This is a genomic window from Streptomyces sp. SAI-127 (assembly GCF_029894425.1).
GTDB lineage: Bacteria > Actinomycetota > Actinomycetes > Streptomycetales > Streptomycetaceae > Streptomyces.
The window spans coordinates 5,194,483-5,213,080 of record NZ_JARXYJ010000001.1 but is presented as its reverse complement, the minus strand read 5'-3'; the positions used below and the strand labels follow the sequence as shown (position 1 = coordinate 5,213,080).

Sequence of the window (18,598 nt, the reverse complement as noted above, 5' to 3'; positions counted from 1 at the left end):
GCTTCACCCTTCGGCTTGCCGGTAAATGATGGTGGTACTGCCCACGACGATCCGCGAGCCGTCGCGGAGCGTAGCGCGGGTGGTGTGCTGCCCGTCCACCACGATGCCGTTGGTGGACCCGAGATCCTGGATCGTCGAGGGCGTTCCGGTCCGGATCTCACAGTGCCGGCGCGAGACGCCGGGGTCGTCGATCCGCACGTCGGCTTCGGTGCTGCGGCCCAGCACCAGCGTTGCGCGGGAGATCTGATGGCGGGTGCCGTTGATCTCGATCCAGTGGCGGGTACGGGAGCCCGGCGCGGGCGCGCCGACCGGGCCGCCGGCGCCGGGGCGCTGGGCCTGGGCCGGCTGGGGATAGCCGTAGCCGCCGGGGGCGCCACGGCCGGGAGGCGGGGCGGACGGCATGGGCGGAGCGCCTGCCGGAGCGGCCGGCGGCGGGTAGCCGTAGCCGCCGGCTCCCGCGCCGGGCGCGGCGGGCCGGGCGGCCGGGGCCGCGGTTCCGGGGGCCTGCTGATCGGTGGAGCCGGCGAGCGTACGGCTGCGCACCCGGTACAGACCGGTGTCGAGGTCGTCCGCCTTCTCCAGGTTGACCCTGATCGGGCCCATGAAGGTGTAGCGCTGCTGCTTGGCGTAGTCGCGCACCATGCCGGCGAGCTCGTCGCCGAGCTGGCCCGAGTAGGGGCTGAGCCGCTCGAAGTCCGGCGTGCTCAGCTCCACGATGAAGTCATTGGGCACGACCGTGCGGTCGCGGTTCCAGATGGTGGCGTTGTTGTCGCACTCCCGCTGGAGCGCGCCCGCGATCTCCACGGGCTGCACCTCGGACTTGAACACCTTGGCGAAGGTGCCGTTGACCAGACCTTCGAGACGCTGCTCGAACTTCTTCAGGACTCCCATGAGGCACCTCCTCCGTCCTTGCCGTCCTGGGTACTGCGCTGTGTGCTGCTTACCTGGTACTGCTTACTGATCGTATCCACGCGCCGGTGAATCGGCTGGTTCCCCCTGTCGGCACTGTCGACGGGTGTCGACGCCTCCGAAGTTCCCTCTGGAGCTCCACTTCGAACTCCGCTGTCGAACTCCTCTGTCAAGGATCGTAGAGGCGGCCGTGGACCAGTGTCCCGCACCTGACTGTGGACCCGGACCGGCTCCGGGGGAGACGGGGGCTACCGGTACGAGGTTGATACGTGAACAAGCACAGGTTGATACGTGGCCGCCGGTACCCGGGTTCGGTGGACCGCTTCCGAACCCGCTGGTGGGCGGCTGCCCCCGGATATGGGATGTGAATCCACCTCCTCCACCGTGCTAATGTTCTGCGTGTCGGAGGGCGCCGCACCGCAAGGCGAGGAGCCCGAGGACACACCCAATGCGCGGGTGGCGGAATAGGCAGACGCGCTGGATTCAGGTTCCAGTGCCCGAAAGGGCGTGGGGGTTCAACTCCCCCCTCGCGCACCACTGGAAGCCCCCCAGGTCCTCGACCTGGGGGGCTTTTTGGTGTCCGTCCGAGGCGGCCGGGTGGTGGCACGGCTCACGCTGTGAGGTCCCTCTCACTCCCTCGTACCGGCCAGTTCCACCGCTCTGCGGCGCATCGCCCAGGCTGCCGGGGCGATCGAGAACACCACGGCGAGGACCGCGCAGGCTCCGGTGACCGTGGCGAGCTCCGGCCACGGGATGCGCATCGGCCCGTGGACCGACAGCAGTCCCAGCGCGCCCCGCATCCCGGCCAGATTGATCGCGGTGACCAGCAGCCCGAGCACCCCGCCCACCGCTACGACCGTCAGCGCCTCGGCGCCGACCAGCCGCAGCACCTGCCGACGGGTGGCCCCGGCCAGGCGGAGGACGGCCAGGTCGCGTACCCGGTCCGAGGCCGCCATGACCATCGTGTTGGCCAGGGAGATCCCGGTGTAGAGCAGGGCGATGCCGAGGACCAGCAGGAAGCCGTACCTGGTGTTCCGGTCGGTCGCGGGGTGACTCGCCCGCACCCACTGGTCCCTGGTGAGGACGTGCCCGCCCGCCTTGCGCAGTTCGTCGGCCACCACGGCGGGGTCGGCACCGGCAGAGAGGGTGACGTCCACGCGGTCGACAGGTGCGCCCGGGGCATTGGCCGGGGTGACGTAGACGCCGTTGTCGCCGGTGCCGGTCCTCATCACGGCGGCGATCCGCAGCGACTTCCTGGTGCCGTCGCCGAGCCATACGTCCACGGTCCGACCGACGGTGTGCCGCTCCCACTCCTCGTTGACGATGATCGACCCGTCGTCGAGGTCGCTCACCTTTCCGGCGGCCAGGGGGAGGTCCGCGGTCGCGGCGAGCGGTGCGGGCTCGGCGGCACGGGCCTCGGACCTGATGAGGGCCACGCCGTCCTCCAGGACGTACACGGCGCTCGACGAGGTCGCGGAGGCCGTGGCGCCGGGGATCGTGCGGAGCCGGTGGAGTGTGTGCGCGTCGAAGCCTGTGTTCTCGGCGGGATCGTTGCTCCCGGTAGCGCCGCTGCTCGCGGTCGGGCCGGTCGACCCGGCGGGGACGACCACGAAGTCGGCCGTGGTCCGCTCGCGCGTCTCGGTGGCCTTGGCCTGGTTCAGCGTGGCGGTCGCGCCCAGGAGTGAACCCGTGAGGGCGACGGTGACCAGGACGGGCGCCGCGACGGCTGCCGTACGGCGGACTCCCGCGGCGGCGTTCTCCCGCACCAGCATCCCGCCCGCACCCGGCAGTTGGGACGGCAGCCAGGCGACCAGCCGGGTCAGCGGACGCACCAGGGCCGGCGCGAGAAGCGCGACCGCGGTGATCAGCAGCATCGGACGGCTGACGTAGGTCTTGCGGTGCAGCAGCTCGCCCGGGTCGGTGACCAGGGAAAGGGCCAACGTCACCACGGTGGCCAGCAGCAGGCCGGCACCGCACAGCAGGCGGCCCCGGGGCATCGCCCTCGCGTCCACGGAAGCCTCGCGCAGTGCTTGGGTGGGACCGATACGGCCGGCCCGCCAGGACGCGGCGATCACACCGAGCAGCGCGACGAGCAGACCTGTCCAGAAAGCCATGTGGAACGGCCACTTGGAGTCGCCGATGGTGAACCAGCCCGGTGCCAGTCCGACATCGACCGCCCAGTCGGCGAGTCGTGGGGCCCCCGTGCGCACCGACCGCACAGCCGGTGGCCGAGGCGAGTACGCCCACCAGCAGTGCCTCCGCGCACACCGTCCGGCGGATCTGGCCGGGCGTGGCTCCCGCAGTGCGCAGCAGGCCGAACTCCCGGCGCCGCTGGGCGACCGCGAAGGCGAAGGTGGACGCCACGACGAACACCGACACGAAGGCGGTGACGCCGCCGGCGGTGCCGAACAGGGCGTTCATGGCGGTGAGCGTCTCCCGGTCGCGGTCCGGGTCGGGGTCGGCGAGATGGCGGGCCTTGCCGGTGAGGACGTGGACGGACTCGCCTTTTGCTGCTTCTCGTACGTCGGTCGCGGCTGCCTCCACCACGAGCTGAGTGCTCTTCGGGGACAGCTCGGCGGCGCGGGCATCGGTGTAGAAGACGGGGTTCTCGAAGCCGAGTGAGGAAACGGTGCCGACGACCGTCACGGTGCCGTGGCGGGTGTGCAGCCGCTGTCCTGGGCGCGCCCAGTCGGCGGTGACGACTTCGGCGGGTGTGCGGGGTGCCCGGCCCGCCGTGATCTCGTACGGGGCGAAGGCGGCGGTGGACCAGGGGTGACCGATGAGGCCGCGGGGGCCGCCCACGGCGTGTACGGCGAAGGAGCGGTCCGCGATGACGGTGCCGAGTTTCTTCAGCTTGGCCACGGTCGCTTCGGGCACCGCACGCGGGTGGGCGAGCTTGCGTGTTTCACGTGAAACATGGGCGCCGGTCGAGGTCGGCACGCTCAGGGTGTTCTGGCCCTGGACCACGACCGGTGCTGTGGCGAACCGCTCGGGCCGTCTCTCCGGTGCGTCCAGTGAGGAGGCCAGGGTCAGGCCCATCACGGCGAGCAGGGCGACGCCGAGGGAGAGGGCGACGAAGGTGCCCAAGAAGGTCGACCAGCGGGTGCGGAGAGTGTGGAGGGCGATGGTCAGCACGGGTGGCCCTCCGGGCGGTCCTCGGTGCCGGGCATGGGGCGGGGAGCGGGATGGGCGGTCCGCCGGGACGGTGGTGCGTCCTCCAACTTCGCCAAGTGCGTGGCGATGTCGCTGGTGCCGGCTCCGACGAGCTCGCCGTTGAGCCGGCCGTCGACGAGGAAGACCACGCGGTCCGCATGGGACGCGGCCACCGGGTCGTGGGTGACCATGACCACCGTCTGGCTCTGGCGGTCGACCATGGAGCGCAGCAGGGTCAGTACTTCGCGGCCGGCTCGGGAGTCGAGGGCGCCGGTCGGTTCGTCGCCGAAGAGGACTTCGGGGCGGGTGACCAGGGCGCGGGCCAGGGCGACGCGCTGCTGTTGGCCGCCGGACAGCTCGGTGGGCCGGTGCCGGGCGCGCTCACCGAGGCCGACCTGCTGAAGTACCTCGCGGATCCGGGCCTTCGGTACGCGTCGGCCGGCCAGCCTGAGAGGCAGGGAGACGTTCTGCTCGGCGGTGAGCGAGGGCAGCAGATTGAACGCCTGGAAGACGAATCCGACGCGCTCACGCCGCAGCAGGGTCAGTTTGGTCTCGCTGAGCGTCGTGAGCTCGGTGCCGCCCATGGTGACCGAGCCCGAGGTGGGCCGGTCCAGGCCCGCGGCGCACTGCAGCAGGGTCGACTTGCCCGAGCCGGAGGGGCCCATGACGGCGGTGAAGGTGCCGCGGGGGAAGGCGAGGGTGACGTCGTCGAGTGCGGTCACGGTGGTGTCGTCGGGGGAGGCGCGTCTGCTGGTCCTGTTGTGTGCTGTGCGGTGTGCCCTGCTGTAGGTCCTGCCGTATGTCCTGCTGACGGATCGCAGGCTGATGGCGTCGGTGGTCATGGGTCCCCCAGTTGTCCGGTGTCGTCCCCGCGGCTGGCTTCGGTGGCTCCACGAAACCGTGCGGAGGTGCCCGGGCGCAGTGCGGCGGGACCGAGACCTGGGGTAGGGCCGGCCATACCCCGACTCCTCCGTCCAGGGCCATGGCACCGCCCCGTGTCCCGCTTCTACGGTGATCCGCATGCATCCTCGGAATGTGTGGCAGGCCATGTCCCGGCCGGGTTTTCTGCTGTCGGCGTGGCCTTGGCGCGCGGTCGGCTATCTGCTGACCGGTGCGGCGGCCGGCGTGGTCGCGCTGGTGGGGATCGTGACGCTGGCGGTGGTCGGCGGGGCGCTCACCGCCGTACTCGTGGGGCTGCCGTTGCTCGTCATGCTGGCGCTGTCCGGTGTCGTGGTTGCCCGGCTGGAGCGGCGACGACTGCGCCTGGTCGACGCGGACCCGGTGTCCGATCCGCATCGGGCACCCGCCGCCACGGGGCTGTGGGCCTGGCTGACGACGCGGCTGAAGGAGCAGGCGACCTGGCGTGAGTTCGGGTACACCCTGCTGTTCGCCGGGCTGCTCTGGCCGGTCGACGCCCTCGCGATCGCGGTCGCCCTGCTCTGCCCGGTCTCCATGGCCGCCGCCCCGCTGCTGATGGCCACGGTCGGGGACGGCCGGGAGGCGAAGGTGCTCAAGCAGTGGACGGTCACCACGTGGCCGACGGCCTTCGGGGTGGCCGTACTGGGCCTCGCGCTCCTGGCGTTGGGCCTGTACACGCTGGGGGTCGTGGCGGGTGCCCGGGCCGGGCTGACCCGGCTGCTGATCGCCTCACGCGACGGCGAGCCGGATGCCAGGGTCGTGGAACTGAGCCGTTCACGCGCGCGGTTGGTGGACGCCTTCGAGGCGGAGCGCAGGCGCATCGAACGCGATCTGCACGACGGAGCCCAACAGCGCCTGGTCGCCCTGACGATGATCCTGGGTCTCGCCCGTCTCGACGCCCCGGCCGGACCGCTCGCCGACCAGCTCGCCAAGGCCCACGACGAGGCGGGCCAGGCCCTGGCCGAACTGCGCGAGCTCATTCAGGGCATCCACCCCAAGGTCCTCGCGGACTACGGCCTGACCGCCGCCGTGGCCGATGTCGCGGACCGCTCCGTCGTCCCGGTCGACGTCGATCTGTCGGTGCCGGGACGGCTGGACCAGGCGGTGGAGGCGGCCGCCTACTTCGTGGTCTGCGAGGCCCTGGCGAACGTCGCCAAGCACAGCGGGGCGGACCGGGCCGAGGTGCGCGGTGGACACTCCCGCGGGCGGCTGCTGCTGGAGGTGCGGGACGACGGCCGCGGCGGCGCCGACGCCTCTGCGGGCAGCGGGCTGACCGGACTCGCCGACCGGGTGTCGGTCCTGGATGGCACACTCTCCCTGTCCAGTCCGCCGGGCGGTCCGACCCTGTTGCGTGTGGAGTTCCCTTGCGAGGTGACCGAGTTGGCCGAGGCGCGCGGGACGACCGGGGTGCGGGCGCAGGCGGATCGCTCCGTGTAGTGCTGGCCGAGGACAGCGTGCTGCTGCGCGAGGGGCTCATCGGCCTGCTCGGCCGCTGCGGGCACGAGGTCGTCGCGGCAGTCGGTGACGCCGAGGCACTTCTTGCCGCCGTCGAAGAACACAACCCGGACGTCGTCGTGACGGACGTCCGCATGCCGCCCGGTTTCCAGGACGAGGGGCTGCACGCGGCCGTCCGCCTGCGGGAGCGGCGCCCCGGCCTGCCGGTGCTGGTCCTCAGCCAGTACGTGCAGCGGGCGTACGCCTCCGAACTCCTCGACTCCGGAGACGGCACGGGGGTCGGCTATCTGCTCAAGGACCGGGTCGGCCAGGTCGAGCAGTTCGTCGACGCCCTGCGCGAGGTCGCGGACGGCGGCACCGTCGTGGACCCCGAAGTCGTACGGCAGCTGCTGCGCCGCCGCCGCGATCCGCTGGAGCGGCTCACCCCACGTGAACGAGAGGTGCTCGCGCTGATCGCGGAGGGCAGGTCCAACGCGGCCATCGCGCGGGAACTGGTGGTGTCCGAGGCGGCGGTCGGCAAGCACATCGGCGGCATCCTGACGAAGCTGGACCTGCCGCCGGCGGAGGAGACACACCGGCGGGTGCTGGCGGTGCTGGCGTACTTGCGGGCGTGAGGGACGCGCAGGGCTGCGTCTTTCCTCCGGGGTTTTTCCACAGGTGTGGAGTTGTCCACAGGGTCTGACGCGTTTTGGCTGGTGGTTGTACGGTCGGCACGAGTTGATGTTCTTGCGAGTCACGGGGGAGGCGGTCGGTGTGACCGAGGCCGGTGTGGAGGCGAAGGCCGGGGCGCAGGCCGGTGAGACGGCCGGCGCTGCGGCCGGGGCCCGGCGGCCCCTGGTGCGCGGCTTCGCCCAGTGGCCCGTCGAGGGCTCGCCCAAGAAGGAGGGCAAGGCTCTGCGGGAGAGCGTCCCGCGCGCTGCCCATGCCGTGCTGGACCCCGACAGCTCCCGTCCCGGCACGGTGGAGGCGGTCGAGGAGTCGAGCCGGGGCCGCATCCCCGAGCTGACCCCGCTGCGGGTGGGCCGGATGGCGGCCACGCCGTTCGCCTTCCTGCGCGGCTCGGCGGGTCTCATGGCGTACGACCTGGCCCGCACCCCGATGACCAGGATCCGCGCCCAGATCTGCGGCGACGCGCACGCGGCGAACTTCGGCCTGTACGGCGACGCCCGCGGCGACCTGGTCATCGACCTGAACGACTTCGACGAGACGGTGTACGGCCCCTGGGAGTGGGACCTCAAGCGGCTCGCCGCCTCCCTCGTCCTCGCGGGCCGGGAGATCGGCGCCGACGAGGACACCTGCCGCGCGGCGGCGCACGGCGCGGTGGGCGCCTACCGGCGCACCATGCGGCTGCTGGCCAAACTCCCGGTGCTGGACGCGTGGAACGCGATCGCGGACGAGGAGCTCGTCTCCCACACCGACGCCCATGACCTGGTCGGCACGCTGGAGCGGGTCTCGGAGAAGGCGCGGGCCAACACCAGCGGGCGCTTCGCGGCGAGGTCGACGGAGCTGACCGAGGACGGCGGCCGCCGCTTCGTGGACGCCCCGCCGGTGCTGCGCCGGGTGCCGGACGCGGAGGCCGCGGCGGTAGCCGCCTCCCTGGAGCACTACCTGACCACGCTCTCCGAGGACCGCCTTCCGCTGCTGGCCCGCCATGCGGTGCACGACGTGGCGTTCCGCGTCGTCGGCACGGGCAGCGTGGGCACACGCTCCTACGTCGTCCTGCTGCTGGACCACCGCGGTGAACCGCTGGTCCTCCAGGTCAAGGAGGCGAGGACCTCGGCGCTCGTGCCCCACCTGGTCACCGCCGGCTTCGAGGCCCCGTCGGTCGACCACGAGGGCCGCCGGGTGGTCCTGGGCCAGAAGCGGATGCAGGTCGTCAGCGACATCCTGCTGGGCTGGACGACCGTCGATGACCGCCCCTTCCAGGTCCGCCAGTTCCGCAACCGGAAGGGAAGCGTCGATCCGACCGCCCTCTCCGCCGACCAGATAGACGACTACGGCCGTATGACCGGCGCCCTCCTGGCCCGCGCCCACTCCCACAGCGCCGACCCGCGCCTCGTCTCCGGCTACTGCGGCAAGAACGACGAACTCGACGAGGCCATCGCCACCTTCGCCGTGACCTACGCCGACCGCACGGAGGCGGACCACGCGGACCTGGTGGCGGCGGTGCGGGCGGGGCGGATCGCGGGGGAGCCGGGGGTGTGAGGACACCCTCGGCGTCCACAGGGCGGAAGAGCACAGTCCAGGCCGGCCGGGCACGCCGCCGTCGGGGGCGCGGGCGACGGCCCCCGGTGGGGGCGGGGCCGGGGGGCGACCTGCCGTGGTCGTTCCGTTCGTGGCCTACGCTGTTCGGATGATGACCCCGGAAGCTGAGCGGCACGGTGGTGACACCGGTGCGGACCAGGTGGCTGCCGAGGGCGGGGGTGCGCCCCGGCCCGAGGAGCGGCTGGAGCGTGCCGTACGGGCCGCGGAGCAGGCGCTCATCGAGTACGAGATCGCGGTGGACACCTTCCGCATCGAGGTGGAGAACTTCTCCCGCCTGCACCACCAGAAGCTCGGCCCCATGTACACCCGCCTCGACGAGCTGGACGCGCAGATCGCGGAGATCCGGGCCGCCCGCACCGGCGATCCCGAGGACCGGCGCAAGGCGGACGAGGCCCGTGCCCGGGTGATGCCGATGCCCGGCGTCGAAGAGCTGTTCCACGGCTGGATGGACGGGGAGGGCCTGTTCCCCGAGGCCGAGGCGATGCTCACGGACCAGCCGGTGCGGCCTCCGCAGCGGGTGCGCCCCAGCGACGAGGCCCGCAAGCTCTACCGTGAGCTCGCCCGTAAGGCCCACCCGGACCTCGCCCAGGACGAGACCGAGCGGGCGCGGCGCGAGGAGTTCATCACCCGGGTCAACGCGGCCTACTCCCGTGGGGACGAGCCACTCCTGCGGGAACTGTCCGAGGAGTGGGCCGCCGGGCCGAAGCCCCCGGAGCAGGGGCCCACCCCCAGCGAGGAGCTCTACGCCCGTCTCGAATGGCTCGCCCAGCGCAAGGAACTGCTGTCCGTGGTCGCGCGGGAGCTGGAGGAGAGCGCGATCGGCTCGATGCTCCGGATGGCACCGGACGACCCGGACCACCTCCTGGAGGAGATCGCCGAGAAGCTCCTGGCCGACGTCTCCACACGCGAGGCGGAGCTCGCGGAGCTGCTCGTACAGGAGTGACGGGCCGCGTCCCGAGGGCGTCGGGTAGCGTCGGCCCCATGAATTTCGGTGCTGGTGTGCCCACGGTCCAGGTCACGGACCTCAAGGACGGCGATTTCCTGCTGGACGTCCGCGAGGACGACGAATGGCAGGCGGGTCACGCCGAAGGGGCGTTGCACATACCCATCAGTGAGTTCGTGGCCCGCTACGGCGAGCTGACCGAGGCCGCTCCGCAGGACGGCCGCGTCCACGTGATCTGCCGGTCCGGCGGCCGCTCGGCGCAGGTAACGATGTACCTGGCCCAGCAGGGCATCGACGCCGCGAACGTCGACGGCGGCATGCAGCTGTGGGCCGAGACGGGCCGCCCCGTGGTGACCGACGACGGCCGGCCGGGCTTCGTCCTCTAGCCTCCGGCGTTCCCGGGCGGCGGACGCTCAGTCGTCTTTGCCGCTCGGGTTGCGGTCGTAACGGCTCGCGCGGCGGGCCAGCTCGCCCGCTGCGAGGGTCGCGGCGGACACCGCGCGCGTCCAGCGTGGGCCGCCCCGGGCCGCCCACCAGACGCAGACGCATCCCGCGATGGTGAGCACGAGGATGCAGGACAGGGCGAGCACCATCATGCTCGGCCTCCTTCTGTCGGTGCGGTTCCGTCATCCTCTCAGTCGCCGATCAAGGGTTCCGCGGTTTCGCCTATCCCAGAGAATGGGCCGCCAGCAGGTCCCCCAACGCCTCCTCGTGAGCCGCCGCCGGGCCCAGCGACAGCTCCAGATGCTTGGCCCAGGCGTGGTAGCGGTGCAGGGGGTAGTCGACGTCGGCGCCGAACCCGCCGTGCAGATGCTGTGCCGTCTGCACGACCCGCCGTACCCCCTCGGAGGCCCAGATCTTCGCCACGGCGACGTCCCCCGCGACCGGCAGCGTGCACCGGGCTCCCGAAGCGATCCGCCAAGCGGCCTGCCACAGCGTGACCTCCATCGCGCGCAGGTCGATGTAACGGTCGGCGGCCTGCACGGCGACCGCCTGGAAGGTGGCGACCGGGAACCCGAACTGCTCGCGCTTGCTGGTGTATTCACTGCTCATCCGCAGCACCCGCTCGCCCAGGCCGAGCGCCAGCGCACACGTCCCCGTGGTCAGCAGATCCCGCAGCCACTCCCACGCGCCCTCGACGTCGATCACGTCCCGTGCGGCGATCCGCGCCGACTCCAGCCGCAGTTCACCCAGCCGCTCCCCGCTGGTGGAGAACTGCTCGGCCGGCACGACCCCGTCATGGACCCGGGGCACCAGCGCGAGGACGGTCCGGTCCGCGGCCGTGTGGGCGGGGACGACGACGTGGTCCGCGTCGTACGCCCACGGCACCGCCGTCTGCACACCGTCCAGGATCCAGTCGGCCCCCGCCCCCGCCCCCTCCTCCTGCCGTGCGGTGACGGCGAGTTCGGCCGGGTCATGGCCGGTGCGGCCGCTCGCGGCGACGGTCAGCACGACCTCCCCGCGCCCTGCCCGCTCCAGCAGCTCCGCCTTCAGCTCGGGACCGCCGTAAGCCTGCACGGCCGCCATGGCCGCACTGTTCTCCAACAGCGGCACCCGCGCCAGCACCTTCGCCGACTCGCGCAGCACCAGGCACAGCGCGACGGCGTCCAGACCCGCCCCGCCGTACTCCTCGGCCGACAGCAGGCTCAGCAGGTCCGCGTCGGCGAGCCTGGCCCACAGCGCGCGGTCGAACTCGTCGGCCACGGCACCCGTGGTCAGTGCCGGGGACGGCACCGCGTCCGGCGCGACGTCGGCGAACACCCCCCGCGCCGCCTCGGCCGCCGCCTGCTGCTCCTCGCTGAAGGTGAAGTCCACGGTCCCTGTCCTTCCGAAGGGTCGGCAGATCGGGTCAGCTGATCTGACGGTCCGTCAAGATAGAACAGGTTCTAGAAGAAGGGAACGGGCTCCCCCGACCTACCTGTCGAAGTCCAGCTCCACCTTCTCCGTCACCGGATGCGACTGGCACGCCAGGACATAGCCCGCCTGCGTCTCCTCCGGCTCCAGCGCGAAGTTGCGGTCCATGCGCACCTCGCCGGAGACCAGGAAGGCCCGGCAGGTCCCGCACACCCCGCCCTTGCAGGCGTAGGGCGCGTCGGACCGGTTGCGCAGCACCGTCTCCAGAAGCGACTCGCCGTCCTGGACGGGCCAGCTGCCGGCACGTCCGTCGAGCCGGGCGGTCACCGTGCTGTGCGCGGGCGCGGGGACCGGTTGCGCCGGGGCAGCCCCCGCGTCCACATGGAAGATCTCCTCGTGGATACGGGTACGGGCGACCCCGAGCTCCCGCAGCGCCTTCTCCGCGCCCTGCACCAGTCCGAACGGTCCGCACAGGAACCACCCCGCCACCCGGTCCACCGGCAGCAGCGCCGGCAGCAGTCCGGTCAGCCGCTCCCGGTCGAGCCGCCCGGACGGCAGCCCCGCCTGCTGCTCCTCCCGGGAGAGCACCGTGACCAGCTGGAAGCGCTCGGGGTGGCGGTCCTTCAGGTCGGCGACCTCCTCCAGGAACATCGTGGACGCGGAGGTGCGGTCGCTGCGGATCAGGCAGAACCGGGCCTCGGGCTCGCGCGCCAGCAGCGTCGCCACGATCGACAGCACCGGGGTGATGCCACTGCCGCCGACGATCGCCGCGTACAGACCGGGCGCCGGGTCGAGGGTGAACCGGCCGGCCGGCGTCATCACCTCCAGCTCGTCACCGACGTTGATCTCCTTGAGCGCGTACGTCGAGAAGGCCCCGCCCTCCACCAGCCGCACGCCGACCCGCAGTTCGCGAGGTCCCTCCGCGTCGGGTGCCGGGGAGCAGATCGAATAGGTCCGGCGTATCTCCCGGCCGTCGGCCGTGCGGCGCACGGCGAGATGCTGGCCGGCGGCGTGCCGGTACTCCTCGCGCAGCTCGGGCGGCACGGTGAGGGTCAGGGCCACGGAGTCGTCGGTGAGCCGGTCGACCGCGGCCACCGGGAGCGGGTGGAAGCGGGCCATCACAACTCCTTGAAGTGGTCGAACGGTTCACGGCAGTCGAGGCACCGGCGCAGCGCCTTGCACGCGGTGGAGGAGAACCGGCTGAGCAGTTCGGTGTCGGCGGAACCGCAGTGCGGGCAGAGGACAGCCTCGGCCGCCGTGTCCAGTGTCCGCGTCGGCCCGAGCCGCACCGCGACCGGCCCGGCCGCCGCCACGACGCGGGGCGGCGCTATGCCGAACTCCCGCAGCTTGCGGCGCCCTTCGGCCGTGATGTCGTCGGTCGACCAGGCGGGCGCGAGTACCGTGCGGACGGTGACCTCCCGCACGCCGTGTTCTCGCAGCACCCGCTCTATGTCCAGGGACATCGCCTCGATCGCCGGGCAGCCGGTGTACGTCGGGGTCAGCTCGACGTCGACCGAGTCCGCGTCCCGGACATGCACCGCGCGCAGCACACCCAGCTCGCGCAGGGTGAGCACGGGCAGTTCGGGGTCGGGCACCGAACCGGCGAGCGCGAACAGCTCCGTCTCCAGCGAGGTGAGCGTCACCATGACGCCCCCGGGTGACTGCGGTGCAGGTGCTGCATCTCGGCGAGCATCCGCCCGAAGGACTCGGTGTGCAGACCCTGCCGCCCCGCCCCGGCTGCCCACGCGCCGGTGCGCGGCCCTTCGGGGACGGCCAGGGTGGCCCGGCGCAGGATCTCCCCCACGGACGCGAGCCAGGCGGCCTCCATGCGCTCCCAGTCGACGTCCACTCCCTCCACCGGATGGAACATCTCGCCGGTGAACCGCCACAGCGCCTCGCACGCCCGCCGGGTCCGCCCGTGACTCTCCTCGGTGCCGTCGCCGAGCCGCAGGGTCCACTGCTCGGCGTGGTCGCGGTGATAGGCGACCTCCTTGACGGCCTTCGCGGCGAGTGGGGCGAAGGGGCCGTCGCCCGCGGCCAGTTCGGCGTAGAGCAGGTGCTGGTAGGTGGAGAAGAAGAGCTGGCGGACGATCGTGTGGGCGAAGTCGCCGTTCTCCTGCTCCACCAGCTGGAGGTTGCGGAAGGCGCGCTCCTCGCGCAGATACGCCAGTTCGTCCTCGTCGCCGGCCATGGACAGCAGCAGCCGGGCCTGGCCGAGCAGGTCCAGGGCGATGTTGGCGAGGGCGACCTCCTCCTCCAGGACGGGGGCGTGACCCGCCCACTCGCCCAGGCGGTGCGAGAGCACCAGTGCGTCGTCGCCGAGGGCCACGGCGGCCGTGGTGGGAACCGGGGAGGGCGTGGGAGCAGCCGTCGTCTCAGGTGTGCTCACAGGTGCTTCACCCCCTCCGGGATGTCGTAGAACGTCGGGTGCCGGTACGGCTTGTCGGCCGACGGCTCGAAGAACGGGTCCTTCTCGTCGGGCGAGGAGGCCGTGATCGCGGTCGAGGGGACCACCCAGATCGAGACGCCCTCGCCGCGCCGGGTGTACAGATCGCGTGCGTTGCGCAGGGCGAGCTCCGCGTCCGGGGCGTGCAGGCTGCCGGCGTGGGTGTGGGAGAGACCGCGGCGTGAGCGCACGAAAACCTCCCACAGGGGCCAGTCGGTGTTCGTCATGCGCGCGTCGCTCCTGTCTCGCCGGTGTGCTTCGCCGCGTAGGCCGCGGCCGCCTCCCGCACCCAGGCGCCCTCTTCGTGCGCCCGCCGGCGCTGGGTGATCCGCTGTTCGTTGCACGGTCCGTTGCCCTTGAGGACCTCCCGGAACTCCGTCCAGTCGATCGGGCCGAAGTCGTGGTGCCCGCGCTCCTCGTTCCACCGCAGGTCCGGGTCGGGGAGCGTGAGGCCCAAGGACTCGGCCTGGGGAACGCAGATGTCGACGAAGCGCTGGCGCAGATCGTCGTTGGAATGACGCTTGATCTTCCAGGCCATCGACTGCGCGGAGTGCGCGGACTCGTCGTCGGGCGGGCCGAACATCATCAGGGACGGCCACCACCAGCGGTCCACCGCGTCCTGGGCCATCGCGTGCTGCTCGGGCGTGCCGTTGCTCAGGGCCAGCAGCAGCTCGTACCCCTGGCGCTGGTGGAAGGACTCCTCCTTGCAGATGCGGACCATCGCTCGCGCGTACGGGCCGTAGGAGCAGCGGCACAGGGGGACCTGGTTGGTGATCGCGGCGCCGTCCACCAGCCAACCGATCGCGCCGACGTCCGCCCAGGTCAGGGTCGGGTAGTTGAAGATCGAGGAGTACTTCTGGCGACCGGAGTGGAGTTTGTCGAGGAGCTCGTCGCGGCCGGTGCCGAGGGTTTCCGCCGCGCTGTAGAGGTAGAGGCCGTGCCCCGCCTCGTCCTGGACCTTGGCCATCAGGATGGCCTTGCGGCGCAGGGAGGGCGCGCGGGTGATCCAGTTCGCCTCCGGCTGCATGCCGATGATCTCGGAGTGGGCGTGCTGCGCGATCTGGCGGACGAGGGTCGCGCGGTAGGCGTCGGGCATCCAGTCGCGCGGCTCGATGCGCTCGTCGGCGGCCACGGCTGCGTCGAAGGCGCTCTCGTACGCGGCTGTGTCGCCGACGGCGCCCTGAGCGCCGTACGTCTGTGTGCTCACCGTCTGGTGCGCGGCTGCTGTCGCCATGAGGCCCCCTCGACCTGGGCTCCGCCGGAACCTGCTCCCGACCGATCGTTCGGTTCATGCGATTCCATGGTGTGCCGGGCGCCGTAAGGTGTCAACCGCTGTGGAAAACCCACCGGGCTCCCTGTGGAAAACCTGGTCGGGAGTGAGAACGGCCACCGCGGGGCCGGTCGGAAGGGGCTGTGCGGGGCGGTCGGGCCTGAGTACCGTGCCGGTGCGACCCGCGGCGAGGTGGGTGCGGGCGCCGGCCACCGGCCGCTGCGGCCCCCTGCGGGCGGGCGGCGGTGGATGGACCGGAATCGGGAACGGGGCGGAATGGACGCGTACGACGGAGGCTCGAACGCCCGGCGACAACCGGGCGCCCCGAGCGAGCCGGGCGATGCCCCTCAGCCGGAGGGGCCGGAGGGGCCCGAGGGGGCGCTGACGCCAGGTGAGCCGGCCGCGCCGTCCCAGCCGCGGGAGGAGACCCCCGCACCGGATCGCGAGCCCGATGACGTGCCGTCGGCCGCGCCGGATCCGTACGCCGAGCCCACGGACACCCGGCCTTCCGACCCCGCTGCGATACGCCGGGCCGCAGCCCCGGCACCAGCCGAAACCGCAGCGGCCCCCGCCCCCCACCCTCACGGCGACCCCCACCGCCCTACCGGCGTCGCCGCTCTCTCCCTCCGCTATCAGATCGGTGTCGCCCTGGCGCTCGCCGTCGTGGCCGTCGCCGTCTGTGTGCACATCGGGATGGTGTTCTTGCACGTCGCGCCACAGAACACGGTGACCAAGCAGCACGGCAGGGCGGTCGACGACTGGGTCTACCCGGAGTTCGAGCAGAACTGGAAGCTCTTCGCGCCGAACCCGCTCCAGCAGGACATCGCGGTGCAGGTCCGGGCCCGGATACGCAGCGCTGACGGCGGCAGCCGTACGACCGGGTGGTACGACCTGTCCGCCGAGGACGGCCGGGCCGTGGACGGCAATCTGCTGCCCAGCCACACCCAGCAGAACGAGTTGCGGCGCTCCTGGGACCTCTTCGTCGCCACGCACGACGCCGACAACCGCCCGGTCGGCCTGCGCGGCACCCTGTCCGAGACCTATCTGCGCCGCATCGTGGCGCTGCGCCTGGAGCGCGACGACGCGACCGCGCGCGGGGACGTTCTCGTGAGCGTCCAGGTCCGTTCCAGGACCACCAACGTGCCCCCGCCGAAGTGGAGCGAGGAGAAGGTCTCGGTGCAGCCGGTCTACCGCGAGCTGCCCTGGTGGGCCGTGACGGCGGGCGACACCGAGGGGAGTGCCCGGTGAACAGAACCGCTCTGGCGGTGTCGACCGGCATCGCGCGCGTCACCGGAGCCGCCCTCGGCCCCTACCAGACCGCCATGATCCGCATCGGCTTCAGTGCGACCTGGCTGCTGTTCCTGCTGCGCGAGTTCCCGCACCGTCAGGAGCTGTACGGCCCGGACGGTCCGTGGAACTGGAACCTCGCCGAGCAGCTGATCTCGATCAACGGCGCGTTCACGGCCCTGACGTGGTCGGACGGCCAGTTCTGGTTCGAGACCGTCTATGTACTGGCCGTCCTGTCGAGCCTTCTGCTGCTGCTCGGCTGGCGCACCCGCGCGATGTCCGTGGTCTTCATGGTGGGCGTGCTCTCGCTGCAGAACCGCAGCATCTTCATGGGCGACGGCGGCGACAACGTCCTGCATCTGATGTGCATCTATCTCGTCTTCACGCGCTGCGGCCAGGTCTGGTCGCTGGACGAGCGGCGGGCCCGGCGCACGCGGGAGGCACGCGCGCGTGGGGAGCATGTCGTGGACCGGGCCGGACCGGCCCTGTGGGGCGTCCTCGGGCTCGTCCTTGCGTCGGCGGCCTTCCTGGACAAGCTGAACGGCGACTGGTTCGTCCCGGCGCTTCTGTGGGTCCTGTGGTCGGCGCAGGCCCTGTGGTGGGCGGTGGGACGGTTCGCCCGGTCCGGCCAGTCGCGGATCATGCTCGACGTCGTCTCCAACATCGTCCACAACGGTGCCCTGCTCGTGATCATGGCCGAGGCCTGTCTGATCTACGCGACGGCGGGCTGGTACAAGATCCAGGGCTCCCGTTGGCAGGACGGCACCGCCGTCTACTATCCCCTCCACCTGGAGTCCTTCTCGCCGTGGCCCGCCCTCGCCGACCTGCTGTCGGCGAACGGCGTCATGGTGATGCTGGTGACCTACGGCACGGTCGCCGTGCAGGTCGCGTTCCCGTTCACGCTGTTCAACCGGCGGGTGAAGAACATCCTGCTGGCCGCGATGATCACCGAGCACGCCGTGATCGCGGTCGTCCTCGGCCTGCCGTTCTTCTCGCTGGCGATGATCGCCGCCGACTCGGTCTTCCTGCCGACGTCCTTCCTTCGCCGACTCGGCGGCGGGGCCGCACGCGCGCGTGGCCGTCTGTGGGCGCGTTTCGCGGGCGGGGGCGGCGCGGGCGCGGGGCTGCCCGGACAGCGCGGCCCGAAGGGGCAACGGGATTCCCAGGGGCAACCGGGGCCCCAGCGGCCGGGTGCACCGAATGAGCCGGGGTCCGCGCAGGTCCCGGGGCCCGCCGGCGGCCCTGGCGACCACCCGGGTGACCCGGATAACCCCGATCACACGCACGTAGGCTTCCCCGCATGACCGGTCCCGATCCCGTGAGCCTGTGGCACCGGCTCGCCGACACCTCCGTGCTGCTCGACGGCTTCCACGCCCTCAAGCACGCCGTGCGCTTCGGGGCCGACGTCCCGGTGGCGGTCGCCGTCGACCGGGGTGCCGCGCTCGCCCTGGCCGAGGAGCTGGCGCCTGACGTACGGGACACCCTGGACGCGCTGCTGACCCAGGTCCCCGAGTCGGCGTACGCGTCGCTCGTGCCGCGTCCGCACCCGACGGCGGTGGCGGCCCTGGCCGTACGACCGTCCCGGGCCGCCCACCTCGAGAAGCTGGCGCGCACGCCGCGTACCGCCCCCGTCGTGGTCCTCGACAATCCACGCAACCTCGGCAACGCCGGGGCCGTGATCCGGCTGGCCGCGGGCTTCGGGGCGACCGGCGTGGTCACCACGGGCACGCTCGACCCCTGGCACCCGACGGTGGTTCGTGGAGGCGCGGGCCTGCACTTCGCGACCGTGGTGGAGCGCCTGACCGTCGCCGAGCTGCCGCCCGGCCCGGTGTTCGCCCTGGACCCGGAGGGCGACGACATCCGGGGCGTGAAGCTCCCGGACGACGCCGTCCTCGCCTTCGGTTCCGAGCGCAGTGGACTGTCGCCCGAACTACGCGCGCGTGCTGGTCATCTGGTGGCGCTGCCCATGCGCCCCCAGGTCTCCAGCTACAACCTGGCGACGAGTGTGGCGATGACGCTCTACCACTGGAGCCTCGGCGGGGCTTAGGCCTGTCCGGCAGATCATGCCGACGTCGCGGGGTCTGGCACGCACTCCCCC

At 72.0% G+C, this 18,598-nt stretch carries 17 protein-coding genes, 1 tRNA gene and 1 pseudogene; 9 read left to right on the top strand and 10 right to left on the bottom strand.

Going from position 1 to position 18,598, the window contains the following annotated elements:
* Nucleotides 1-3: 3 nt before the first annotated feature.
* Entirely contained in the window at nt 4-891 is an 888-nt protein-coding gene (locus M2157_RS23860) for a DUF3662 and FHA domain-containing protein (protein ID WP_280858883.1), read from the bottom strand.
* Nucleotides 892-1,359: 468 nt separating this feature from the next.
* Between M2157_RS23860 and M2157_RS23855 the strand changes: the two genes are divergently transcribed.
* A tRNA-Leu gene (locus tag M2157_RS23855) sits at nt 1,360-1,446 on the top strand.
* A 92-nt stretch (nt 1,447-1,538) separates the two neighbouring features.
* Here M2157_RS23855 and M2157_RS23850 read toward each other — a convergent pair.
* Nucleotides 1,539-4,044, bottom strand: a pseudogene (locus tag M2157_RS23850) (ABC transporter permease).
* Nucleotides 4,038-4,904, bottom strand: coding sequence for an ABC transporter ATP-binding protein (locus M2157_RS23845; protein WP_280863663.1), 867 nt, complete (start codon nt 4,902-4,904; stop codon nt 4,038-4,040). Before M2157_RS23845 ends, M2157_RS23850 begins: the two are co-directional and overlap by 7 nt.
* Before the next feature lie 178 nt (nt 4,905-5,082).
* Between M2157_RS23845 and M2157_RS23840 the strand changes: the two genes are divergently transcribed.
* From M2157_RS23840 to M2157_RS23820, 5 genes are all read left to right on the top strand, one after another.
* Nucleotides 5,083-6,417, top strand: a complete 1,335-nt coding sequence (locus tag M2157_RS23840) for a sensor histidine kinase (RefSeq protein WP_280863662.1) — start codon at nt 5,083-5,085, stop codon at nt 6,415-6,417.
* Entirely contained in the window at nt 6,417-7,049 is a 633-nt protein-coding gene (locus M2157_RS23835) for a response regulator transcription factor (protein WP_280863661.1), read from the top strand. Before M2157_RS23840 ends, M2157_RS23835 begins: the two co-directional genes overlap by 1 nt.
* Before the next feature lie 106 nt (nt 7,050-7,155).
* Nucleotides 7,156-8,640 (top strand): DUF2252 domain-containing protein, encoded by a 1,485-nt coding sequence (locus M2157_RS23830; RefSeq protein ID WP_280866169.1) that lies wholly within the window; start codon nt 7,156-7,158, stop codon nt 8,638-8,640.
* Nucleotides 8,641-8,788: 148 nt separating this feature from the next.
* Nucleotides 8,789-9,643 carry a J domain-containing protein gene (locus tag M2157_RS23825; RefSeq protein ID WP_280866168.1) on the top strand — a complete coding sequence of 285 codons (855 nt, stop codon included), beginning with the start codon at nt 8,789-8,791 and terminating at the stop codon, nt 9,641-9,643.
* A gap of 56 nt (nt 9,644-9,699) precedes the next feature.
* Complete coding sequence (locus M2157_RS23820; RefSeq protein WP_059208213.1) at nt 9,700-10,029, top strand: rhodanese-like domain-containing protein; 330 nt, start codon at nt 9,700-9,702, stop codon at nt 10,027-10,029.
* Between the two features lie 27 nt (nt 10,030-10,056).
* On the opposite strand, the gene M2157_RS23815 is transcribed toward M2157_RS23820, so the two are convergent.
* The 7 genes from M2157_RS23815 to paaA all read right to left on the bottom strand — a co-directional run bounded on the left by M2157_RS23815 (nt 10,057) and on the right by paaA (nt 15,177).
* A complete protein-coding gene (locus M2157_RS23815) occupies nt 10,057-10,239 on the bottom strand; it encodes a hypothetical protein (RefSeq protein WP_280863658.1) in 183 nt (60 codons plus the stop codon).
* A gap of 70 nt (nt 10,240-10,309) precedes the next feature.
* A complete protein-coding gene (locus M2157_RS23810) occupies nt 10,310-11,458 on the bottom strand; it encodes an acyl-CoA dehydrogenase family protein (RefSeq protein ID WP_280866167.1) in 1,149 nt (382 codons plus the stop codon).
* Nucleotides 11,459-11,557: 99 nt separating this feature from the next.
* The gene (locus M2157_RS23805) at nt 11,558-12,616 is read right to left on the bottom strand and encodes a 2Fe-2S iron-sulfur cluster-binding protein (RefSeq protein WP_280866166.1); all 1,059 of its coding nucleotides are present in this window, start codon (nt 12,614-12,616) and stop codon (nt 11,558-11,560) included.
* On the bottom strand, nt 12,616-13,143 hold the full coding sequence (paaD, locus tag M2157_RS23800) for a 1,2-phenylacetyl-CoA epoxidase subunit PaaD (protein ID WP_280863655.1): 528 nt from the start codon (nt 13,141-13,143) through the stop codon (nt 12,616-12,618). Before paaD ends, M2157_RS23805 begins: the two co-directional genes overlap by 1 nt.
* Complete coding sequence (paaC, locus tag M2157_RS23795; protein ID WP_280863654.1) at nt 13,137-13,886, bottom strand: 1,2-phenylacetyl-CoA epoxidase subunit PaaC; 750 nt, start codon at nt 13,884-13,886, stop codon at nt 13,137-13,139. The genes paaD and paaC overlap by 7 nt, the downstream gene beginning before the upstream one ends.
* Nucleotides 13,883-14,170, bottom strand: a complete 288-nt coding sequence (gene paaB, locus M2157_RS23790; protein ID WP_280863653.1) for a 1,2-phenylacetyl-CoA epoxidase subunit PaaB — start codon at nt 14,168-14,170, stop codon at nt 13,883-13,885. Before paaB ends, paaC begins: the two co-directional genes overlap by 4 nt.
* Complete coding sequence (gene paaA / locus M2157_RS23785) at nt 14,167-15,177, bottom strand: 1,2-phenylacetyl-CoA epoxidase subunit PaaA (protein ID WP_280866165.1); 1,011 nt, start codon at nt 15,175-15,177, stop codon at nt 14,167-14,169. Before paaA ends, paaB begins: the two co-directional genes overlap by 4 nt.
* 312 nt (nt 15,178-15,489) lie before the next feature.
* On the opposite strand from paaA, the gene M2157_RS23780 reads away from it, so the two are divergent.
* Genes M2157_RS23780 through M2157_RS23770 form a run of 3 tightly spaced genes read left to right on the top strand, consistent with a single transcriptional unit; the run spans nt 15,490 to nt 18,547 of the window.
* On the top strand, nt 15,490-16,461 hold the full coding sequence (locus tag M2157_RS23780) for a DUF5819 family protein (protein ID WP_280866164.1): 972 nt from the start codon (nt 15,490-15,492) through the stop codon (nt 16,459-16,461).
* A complete protein-coding gene (locus M2157_RS23775; protein WP_280866163.1) occupies nt 16,458-17,804 on the top strand; it encodes an HTTM domain-containing protein in 1,347 nt (448 codons plus the stop codon). Before M2157_RS23780 ends, M2157_RS23775 begins: the two co-directional genes overlap by 4 nt.
* Nucleotides 17,801-18,547: a TrmH family RNA methyltransferase gene (locus tag M2157_RS23770; RefSeq protein ID WP_280866162.1), complete on the top strand. Its 747-nt coding sequence runs from the start codon at nt 17,801-17,803 to the stop codon at nt 18,545-18,547. The genes M2157_RS23775 and M2157_RS23770 overlap by 4 nt, the downstream gene beginning before the upstream one ends.
* The last annotated feature ends 51 nt before the right edge of the window (nt 18,548-18,598 follow it).

Bases quoted from the DNA above. Each gene is read 5' to 3' on its own strand.
- M2157_RS23840 (WP_280863662.1), top strand. From the start codon at position 5,083: ATGCATCCTCGGAATGTGTGGCAGGCCATGTCCCGGCCGGGTTTTCTG.
- M2157_RS23825 (WP_280866168.1), top strand. From the start codon at position 8,789: ATGATGACCCCGGAAGCTGAGCGGCACGGTGGTGACACCGGTGCGGAC.
- M2157_RS23815 (WP_280863658.1), bottom strand. From the start codon at position 10,239: ATGATGGTGCTCGCCCTGTCCTGCATCCTCGTGCTCACCATCGCGGGA.
- M2157_RS23860 (WP_280858883.1), bottom strand. From the start codon at position 891: ATGGGAGTCCTGAAGAAGTTCGAGCAGCGTCTCGAAGGTCTGGTCAAC.
- M2157_RS23805 (WP_280866166.1), bottom strand. From the start codon at position 12,616: ATGGCCCGCTTCCACCCGCTCCCGGTGGCCGCGGTCGACCGGCTCACC.
- paaA (WP_280866165.1), bottom strand. From the start codon at position 15,177: ATGGCGACAGCAGCCGCGCACCAGACGGTGAGCACACAGACGTACGGC.
- paaD (WP_280863655.1), bottom strand. From the start codon at position 13,143: ATGGTGACGCTCACCTCGCTGGAGACGGAGCTGTTCGCGCTCGCCGGT.
- M2157_RS23830 (WP_280866169.1), top strand. From the start codon at position 7,156: ATGTTCTTGCGAGTCACGGGGGAGGCGGTCGGTGTGACCGAGGCCGGT.
- M2157_RS23780 (WP_280866164.1), top strand. From the start codon at position 15,490: ATGGACGCGTACGACGGAGGCTCGAACGCCCGGCGACAACCGGGCGCC.
- paaB (WP_280863653.1), bottom strand. From the start codon at position 14,170: ATGACGAACACCGACTGGCCCCTGTGGGAGGTTTTCGTGCGCTCACGC.
- M2157_RS23845 (WP_280863663.1), bottom strand. From the start codon at position 4,904: ATGACCACCGACGCCATCAGCCTGCGATCCGTCAGCAGGACATACGGC.
- M2157_RS23770 (WP_280866162.1), top strand. From the start codon at position 17,801: ATGACCGGTCCCGATCCCGTGAGCCTGTGGCACCGGCTCGCCGACACC.